This is a genomic window from Skermanella sp. (genome assembly GCF_059503625.1).
Window position 1 is genome coordinate 1 of sequence record NZ_JCACHA010000954.1, and the last position, 6,776, is coordinate 6,776.

A 6,776-nucleotide genomic window follows, 5' to 3' on the forward strand; every position below is an offset into this window, starting at 1 on the left:
TGGCTGTACGAGCGGCGCTTGCCGCGGCCGTTGGATTTACCGGCGAGCTGGGCTCCCATGGTCAGCCCCGCTCTTCAAGGTAGCGCGACAGGATCGAGCTGAACTCGCTGGAAAAAGCGTCCAGCCGGTCGGCATAGCGCCCCAGGTCGGTCGAGAACTTGTTGTAGGCGACGACCGCCGGAATGGCGGCGACGAGGCCGAGTGCCGTCGCGAACAGCGCTTCGGCGATGCCCGGAGCAACTACGGCAAGGCTGGTGTTGTTGGAGGCCGCGATCGAGGTGAAGCTGTTCATGATGCCCCATACGGTGCCGAACAGCCCGACGAACGGAGCGGTCGAGCCGACCGTGGCGAGGAACGACATGTAGCGCTCGGCCCTGGCCATCTCGCGGCCGATGGTCACGGACATGACCCGCTCGACCCGCTGCTGCAGGCCCGCCTTGATGCCCGACGCGTTCAGCGCCCGCTCGCTGGCGTGGCGCCATTCGCGCATGCCGGCGGCGAAGGTCGCGGCCATCGGATCGTTCGGCTGCTTGCCGACGTCCTCGTACAGCTTCTCCAGCGAGCCGCCGGACCAGAAGCTTTCCTCGAAATCGGCGGCCTGGGCATTGAGCTTCCGCAGCTTGACGATCTTTTCGAAGATGATCGCCCAGCACCAGACCGAGGCCGCGAACAGCATCAGCATGACCGCCTTGACCACGATGTCCGCGGCCATGAACAGGCCCCACACGGACAGGTTATGGGCCGTCGCTGCGGCAGCTCCGGAGGTGACGACAGAAGGATCCATTTTAGTCAGTCTCGCCCATTAGCTAATTGCGTCGCGCGCCTGAAGATCGTCCAGCGCCAACCGGACAGGGCCGGGCAGCCGGACAGGACGTCCCTGCGGATTGAGGCAGAACACGGTTAACAAAATACGAACAAGGAGCCGGCGCTCGGTCTTGGCAGCCATGTCGGCCACTTTGAAAATGGTTTGCTCGAACACGATGGAGGCGCCGCCGATATCCGCTATCCGCGTCTCGACTTCAAGCAGGTCGTCGAGCCGCGCCGGCCATCGGAAGTCGATCTCGCACCTGCGTACCGCAAAGGCCACACCTTCGCTCCGGACGAGGTCGGTATGCCCGCTGCCCAGGGCGCGCAGCATCTCCGTACGTCCGCGTTCGGCGAAGCGCAGGTAATTGGAGTGGTAGACGATGCCGCCGGCATCGGTGTCCTCGTAGTAGACCCGGATGGGGAGCCGGTGGACCACGCCGTCCAGATATCCACCCGGATCATTCGTCCTCGGATCATTCATCGAGATCCTCCCCCGGCACCAGAAGGTCGAGCTGACGCGCCGGCACCTGCGGGACGCTGAGGCCCAGATAGCGGAAGCCGCCATCGGTCAGCATGCGTCCACGGGGCGTACGCTGAAGCATGCCCTGCTGGATCAGGTACGGCTCGACCACTTCCTCCAGCACGTCGCGCTGCTCGCCCAGCGCCGCCGCCAGGGTCTCCACGCCGACGGGGCCGCCGGCATAGTTGCCGGCGATGCAGCCGAGATAGCGGCGGTCCATCCCGTCCAGGCCCAGCCGGTCCACTTCCAGCCGGTTGAGGGCTGCGTCCGCCGCCCTCGCATCGACCGGTCCCGGCCCCGCGACCGAGGCGAAGTCCCGCACCCGGCGCAGCAGGCGGCCGGCGACGCGCGGGGTGCCACGGGACCGCAACGCGATCTCCGAAGCGCCATCGGGCGTCAGGTCCAGTCCCAGCACGCGGGCGGCGCGGCTGACGATCAGCTCAAGCTCGTCCGGTTCGTAGAATTGCAGCCGCAGCGGGATGCCGAAGCGCTCGCGCAGCGGCCGGGTGATCAGGCCGGAGCGCGTGGTCGCCCCGACCAGGGTAAAGGGCGGCAGGTCGATCTTGATCGAGCGCGCCGCCGGCCCCTCCCCGATGATCAGGTCGAGCTGGAAATCCTCCATCGCGGGATACAGGATTTCCTCGACCGCCGGGGCCAGCCGGTGGATCTCGTCGATGAACAGCACGTCGTGCGGCTGAAGGTTGGTCAGCAGCGCCGCCAGATCCCCCGCCCGCGCGATCACCGGGCCGGAGGTCGAGCGGAAACCCACTCCCAGCTCCCGGCTGACGATCTGCGCCAGCGTGGTCTTGCCAAGACCGGGAGGGCCGAAGAACAGGACATGGTCAAGCGCTTCCGACCGCGCCCGCGCCGCCTGGATGAAGACCGCGAGGTTCTCGCGGACCTGACGCTGGCCGACGAACTCCGACAGGCTGAGCGGCCTGATCGTGCTGTCGGGCTGCTCGCCGGTCATCGGCTCCGCCTGGACCATGCGATCGGGATGCCCGGCCTCCTCCATCACGCGCTAAGCTCCTTCAGTCCCATCATGATCAACTGTTCGACCTTGGCGTCCGGGCCGGCCTTCTGAACGGCGGCGGCCACGGCGGTAAACGCGTCGGCGCGGCGGTAGCCTAGGTTGACCAGGGCCGACACCGCGTCGTTGGTGACGCCGGCGGTACCGGACGCGGCAGCACCCGCCGGACCCGATGTCACGGCCCCGCCGCCCATGTAGAGGTCGGCGACCTTGTCCTTCAGCTCGCTGATCAGGCGGTTGGCCAGCTTCGGCCCGACGCCGTCGGCCTGGGCCAGCGCCGTCCGGTCCTGCGCCGCGATCGCCTGTCCCAGCTTATCCGGCTCCAGCACCGACAGCAGCGCCAGCGCCACGCGGGACCCTACCCCCTGAACGGTGGTCAGCCGCCGGAACCAGTCCCGCTCCGGCTGATCGACGAAGCCGAACAGGGTGATGGCGTCCTCGCGCACCTGCATCTCGATGCGGAGCGACACGGCGGTCCCGGTGTCGCCGACGCGGCGCAGCGTGCGCGCCGAGCAGAACACGAGGTAACCGACGCCGCCACAATCGACGATGCAGTGGTCGGTCCCGACGCTGTCGAGCAGACCCGAGAGCTTGGCGATCATGTCACGCTCCGCTGCAAGGCCACCACCCGCCGGGTCGCCGCATGGTGCGCGTGGCAAATCGCCACGGCAAGGGCGTCGGCAGCGTCCGCCGACTTCATCTCGACCCCCGGCAGCAGCATTCCGACCATGATCTGCACCTGGTTCTTATCGGCGTGTCCCGCCCCCACGACCGACTTCTTGACGAGGTTGGTCGGGTACTCCGCCACCGGCAGCCCGGCCCTGGCCGGCACCAGCAGCGCCACGCCACGGGCCATGCCCAGCTTCAGGGTCGAGGCCGGGTTCTTGTTGACGAAGACTTCCTCGACCGCAGCCTCGTCCGGCTGCCAGCGCTCGATCACCGCGGTCAAGCCGTCATGCAGCTGGACCAGCCGCTCCGCCAGCGACAGGTCGCTGTCGGAATGGACGGCGCCGTTGGCGACATGGCTCAGCCGGTTGCCGGAGACATCGATGATGCCCCAGCCGGTATGGCGAAGCCCCGGATCGAGGCCGACCAGACGGAACGTACCCGGTCCCATCATCAAGCGGTCAGCCGCTCCAGCAGGTCGTCGGCGATCTCGAAGTTGCCCGAGACCGTCTGCACGTCGTCGCTGTCGTCCAGCACGTCGATAAGCTTCAGCAGGCTGGCGGCCGCTTCCTCTTCCAGCGCTATCGTGTTGCCCGGCTTCCAGGTCAGGCCGGCGCTTTCGGCCGGGCCGAATTTCGCTTCCAAGGCGTCGCGGACGGTGGACATGTCCTCCATCGCGGTCGTGATCTCGTGGACCTGATCGTTCGATTCGACGTTCTCGGCGCCGGCTTCCAGTGCCGCTTCGAACATGGCGTCGGCTTCGGCGGCCTTGGCCGGATAGACGATCAGGCCGATGCGGCTGAACATGAAGGCGACCGAGCCGGTCTCGCCCAGCGTCCCGCCATGCTTGGTGAAGGCGGAGCGCACTTCGGCGGCGGTGCGGTTGCGGTTGTCGGTCAGCGCCTCGACGATCAGGGCGATGCCGCCGGGACCGTAGCCCTCGTACCGCACTTCCTCGTAGTTGGCGTCGTCGCCGCCGGGACTGCCGCTCTTTACAGCGCGGTCGATGCGGTCCTTGGGCATGTTCTGTGCCCGAGCCGCGATGATGGCGGCGCGCAGGCGCGGATTGGCCGCCGGGTCCGGCAGCCCTGATTTGGCCGCGACGGCGATTTCTCGGGCGAACTTGTTGAACATCTTGGCGCGCTTGATGTCCTGCGCACCTTTGCGATGCATGATGTTCTTGAATTGGGAATGACCAGCCATGCGCTCAACCTGCCCCTTGAAAGGCTCTCTCGTGTGACCATAGGGATGATGGGGCAGCTATCTACCACACCTGGTTCAGGGCCGCACGCGACAGAACGGTCGCAAAAACACCGGTCACCGCGAACATCCGCCCCTCGACAGCGCATCGCCTTGTTAGGATATCAATATGGCGGGATTACGGCGCGCCTAACCCGTTTGCGCAGGACATCGATGAAACGCTGTTGGGCCGTGGCCCAACAACCCATCTTCAACGTCCAGGTTACGCCACCACGGGCAGATGGTTGGCCAGCCGCGGTCCGACCCGCACCGGCTCCGCCCGGACGGCCAGTCCGGTACGGTCGTCCGTCTCGACGAAGACGCCGCAGACCGTCGCCTCGTTCTCGGCGGGAGTCATCTTCTCGGTCGGCAGCTTGCGGACGAAACGGGCGACCGACACTTCCTTCTTCATGCCGATAACGCTGTCGTAGTCGCCGCACATCCCGGCATCGGACTGGAACGCGGTGCCGCCGTTGAGGATCTGGAGGTCCGCCGTCGGGATGTGGGAGTGGGTACCGACCACCAGCGACGCCCGGCCGTCGAGATAATGGCCCATCGCCATCTTCTCGCTGGTCGCCTCGCCATGGAAGTCCAGGATCACGGCGTTGATGCCGCCGCCCAGCCGGTGCTGGCGCAGCACCTTTTCGACCGCTGCGAAGGGGTCGTCCATCGCGTCCATGAACAGACGCGCCATCACGTTCATGACCAGGACCTTGCGCCCGCCCTGAAGCTGGAAGATCGAAGCGCCGCGCCCCGGCGTGCCTTCCGGGTAGTTCAGCGGGCGCAGGATGCGCGGCTCGCGGTCGATCGAGCCGACCAGTTCCTTCTGGTCCCACACGTGGTTGCCGGTCGTGATGCAGTCGGCGCCGGCCTCGAAGAATTCCTTGGCGATCTTGTCGGTGATGCCGAAACCGCCGGCGGCGTTCTCGCCGTTCACCACCAGGAAATCGGTCTTCAGGGCAGCCCGCAGTTCGGGAATGCGCTTGAGGGCGGCCTCGCGGCCACTGCGTCCGACTACGTCGCCCAGGAACAGGAGTCTCATATCACCATCAATCCAATAGGCCGATCCAGTCGGCCGATCCAGCAAGCTGAACTATTCAGCGATCTTAAGAACGAATTTTTCGGTCACCAGCCAGTCGAGCGGCTGGTCGTAACCGTCACGCGGCACACCGTCCACTTCCTGGCCGGCGAAGCCGATGCCGATGGCCGTAACGCGCTTCGACCGGCGCAGACGTTCCAGCGTCCGGTCGTAGAACCCGGCGCCGTAGCCCAACCGGTAGCCGGCGCGGTCGAAGGACAGCAGCGGCACCAGCAGCACGTCCGGATCGACCTCCGCCACCGTGGCTGCGGGAGCAAGGATGCCGAGACCGCTCCGCTCCATCGGGGTCTGTGGCGTCCAGGTGCGGAAGACCAGGGGCTCGCCCCTGGCGACCACCGCCGGCAGCGCACAGCCGAAACCGATCAGGTCCAGATGGGACAGGGTATGGCGGACGTCAAGCTCGGTGCCGATCGGCCAGTATCCGGCGACGACGGTCGTCTTGGGGAAGCCGGCAAGCAATCCGGCGACGCGCTCCGCTACCGCTTCGGCGGCGGCATGACCTGCGGATGCGGCGGCTTCCGCACGGCGCTGCTTTGCAGACGCCCTGGCCTCGGTCTTGATCCGGAGTAGTTCGCCGGGGGGAACGTCATCGGGGCCGGTCATTGGACCGCCATGAGGGAAGTGGAAGGTGCCGCTTGGCCGTTGGCGTATTTGCTATCCTCTGCGACCTGCCTAGGCAGGTGGGCGCCATGTACCGAGACCAAGGTCCCGGCAGGGACAGCTCCCGAGAGTAATAGGTTATCGGCCCCAGGGATAAAGCAGCCTGACGAACCGCGCAGCAGCCTTCCGATCCCTAATCTAGGCACGCTCGAGCCTGGCTGCAATATCCTCGATGCGTTTTGCCAGATGATCGACGGCGGCGACCACCACTTCCTCGTCTTCCGGCGCCATTCCGGCCGGCGGCGACTGCTCGCGCGAGGCGGCGGCAAGCGCATCGTATTCCGACTTGAGGTCGAAGAGCTGGTCGGTGACCAGCAGGGCCGCCATGGCAAGGGTCTGCCCCTCGCCCGCCAGCGGCGCACGCGCCGCGACCGCGCGCACCTGCCCTTCGAGGTAGCTGGCGAGATGGCGCAGGCGCGCCTCCTGCCCGTCTTCGCAGCCGATCAGATAACTGCGGCCATTCAGGGTAATGTCGACACGCGGCATGCGCTCTCAATCCTCCAACACGGTCTGCAAGCGGTCGATCGCCGTATCCAGACGCGCCGACACGCTGTCGGCCACGGCGCGCGCCTCGGCCTCCGCCTCCTGGGCGGCGGCCAGGGCTCGCCCCAGTTCGTCGCGCTCGGCGGAAATGCGGGCTTTGTGGTGGTCGAATGCCGCATCGAGATGGTCGATCGCCACGTCGAGACGTTCCAGAGCGACTTTCAGACGGTCCATCGGGGCGAAGCCGATCCTGCGCAGATTTAAAAAGATAC

10 protein-coding genes and 1 other RNA gene are annotated in these 6,776 nt (G+C 66.6%); all 11 read right to left on the reverse strand.

All coding sequences use genetic code 11. The features are described 5' to 3' along the window. Positions 1–61 precede the first annotated feature (61 nt). Entirely contained in the window at positions 62–784 is a 723-nt protein-coding gene (gene tolQ / locus AC5JJ6_RS34845; protein WP_044432667.1) for a protein TolQ, read from the reverse strand. Between the two features lie 18 nt (positions 785–802). After that, positions 803–1,288 (reverse strand): tol-pal system-associated acyl-CoA thioesterase, encoded by a 486-nt coding sequence (ybgC, locus tag AC5JJ6_RS34850; RefSeq protein ID WP_496046433.1) that lies wholly within the window; start codon positions 1,286–1,288, stop codon positions 803–805. Then, positions 1,281–2,315, reverse strand: a complete 1,035-nt coding sequence (gene ruvB / locus AC5JJ6_RS34855) for a Holliday junction branch migration DNA helicase RuvB (RefSeq protein ID WP_496046438.1) — start codon at positions 2,313–2,315, stop codon at positions 1,281–1,283. The genes ybgC and ruvB overlap by 8 nt, the downstream gene beginning before the upstream one ends. A gap of 26 nt (positions 2,316–2,341) precedes the next feature. Next, a complete protein-coding gene (gene ruvA, locus AC5JJ6_RS34860; protein WP_496046434.1) occupies positions 2,342–2,959 on the reverse strand; it encodes a Holliday junction branch migration protein RuvA in 618 nt (205 codons plus the stop codon). After that, the gene (gene ruvC, locus AC5JJ6_RS34865; RefSeq protein ID WP_496046439.1) at positions 2,956–3,474 is read right to left on the reverse strand and encodes a crossover junction endodeoxyribonuclease RuvC; all 519 of its coding nucleotides are present in this window, start codon (positions 3,472–3,474) and stop codon (positions 2,956–2,958) included. Before ruvC ends, ruvA begins: the two co-directional genes overlap by 4 nt. 2 nt (positions 3,475–3,476) lie before the next feature. After that, positions 3,477–4,226, reverse strand: a complete 750-nt coding sequence (locus AC5JJ6_RS34870) for a YebC/PmpR family DNA-binding transcriptional regulator (RefSeq protein ID WP_496046435.1) — start codon at positions 4,224–4,226, stop codon at positions 3,477–3,479. A 259-nt stretch (positions 4,227–4,485) separates the two neighbouring features. Beyond that, positions 4,486–5,304, reverse strand: coding sequence for a TIGR00282 family metallophosphoesterase (locus AC5JJ6_RS34875; protein WP_429645258.1), 819 nt, complete (start codon positions 5,302–5,304; stop codon positions 4,486–4,488). Between the two features lie 51 nt (positions 5,305–5,355). After that, the gene (locus AC5JJ6_RS34880) at positions 5,356–5,964 is read right to left on the reverse strand and encodes a 5-formyltetrahydrofolate cyclo-ligase (protein ID WP_496046436.1); all 609 of its coding nucleotides are present in this window, start codon (positions 5,962–5,964) and stop codon (positions 5,356–5,358) included. Positions 5,965–5,985: 21 nt separating this feature from the next. Further along, a non-coding RNA gene (gene ssrS / locus AC5JJ6_RS34885) (6S RNA) lies at positions 5,986–6,146 on the reverse strand. Positions 6,147–6,159: 13 nt separating this feature from the next. Continuing rightward, positions 6,160–6,507 (reverse strand): cell division protein ZapA, encoded by a 348-nt coding sequence (locus AC5JJ6_RS34890; RefSeq protein ID WP_044432655.1) that lies wholly within the window; start codon positions 6,505–6,507, stop codon positions 6,160–6,162. Between the two features lie 6 nt (positions 6,508–6,513). After that, positions 6,514–6,776: hypothetical protein (locus AC5JJ6_RS34895; protein WP_496046437.1), on the reverse strand; the 263-nt coding region annotated here is incomplete at its 5' end.

Excerpts from the sequence above, each read along its gene's own strand:
- tolQ (WP_044432667.1), bottom strand. The coding sequence starts at position 784 with ATGGATCCTTCTGTCGTCACCTCCGGAGCTGCCGCAGCGACGGCCCAT.
- ybgC (WP_496046433.1), bottom strand. The coding sequence starts at position 1,288 with ATGAATGATCCGAGGACGAATGATCCGGGTGGATATCTGGACGGCGTG.
- ruvB (WP_496046438.1), bottom strand. The coding sequence starts at position 2,315 with ATGGTCCAGGCGGAGCCGATGACCGGCGAGCAGCCCGACAGCACGATC.
- ruvA (WP_496046434.1), bottom strand. The coding sequence starts at position 2,959 with ATGATCGCCAAGCTCTCGGGTCTGCTCGACAGCGTCGGGACCGACCAC.
- ruvC (WP_496046439.1), bottom strand. The coding sequence starts at position 3,474 with ATGGGACCGGGTACGTTCCGTCTGGTCGGCCTCGATCCGGGGCTTCGC.
- AC5JJ6_RS34870 (WP_496046435.1), bottom strand. The coding sequence starts at position 4,226 with ATGGCTGGTCATTCCCAATTCAAGAACATCATGCATCGCAAAGGTGCG.
- AC5JJ6_RS34875 (WP_429645258.1), bottom strand. The coding sequence starts at position 5,304 with ATGAGACTCCTGTTCCTGGGCGACGTAGTCGGACGCAGTGGCCGCGAG.
- AC5JJ6_RS34880 (WP_496046436.1), bottom strand. The coding sequence starts at position 5,964 with ATGACCGGCCCCGATGACGTTCCCCCCGGCGAACTACTCCGGATCAAG.
- AC5JJ6_RS34890 (WP_044432655.1), bottom strand. The coding sequence starts at position 6,507 with ATGCCGCGTGTCGACATTACCCTGAATGGCCGCAGTTATCTGATCGGC.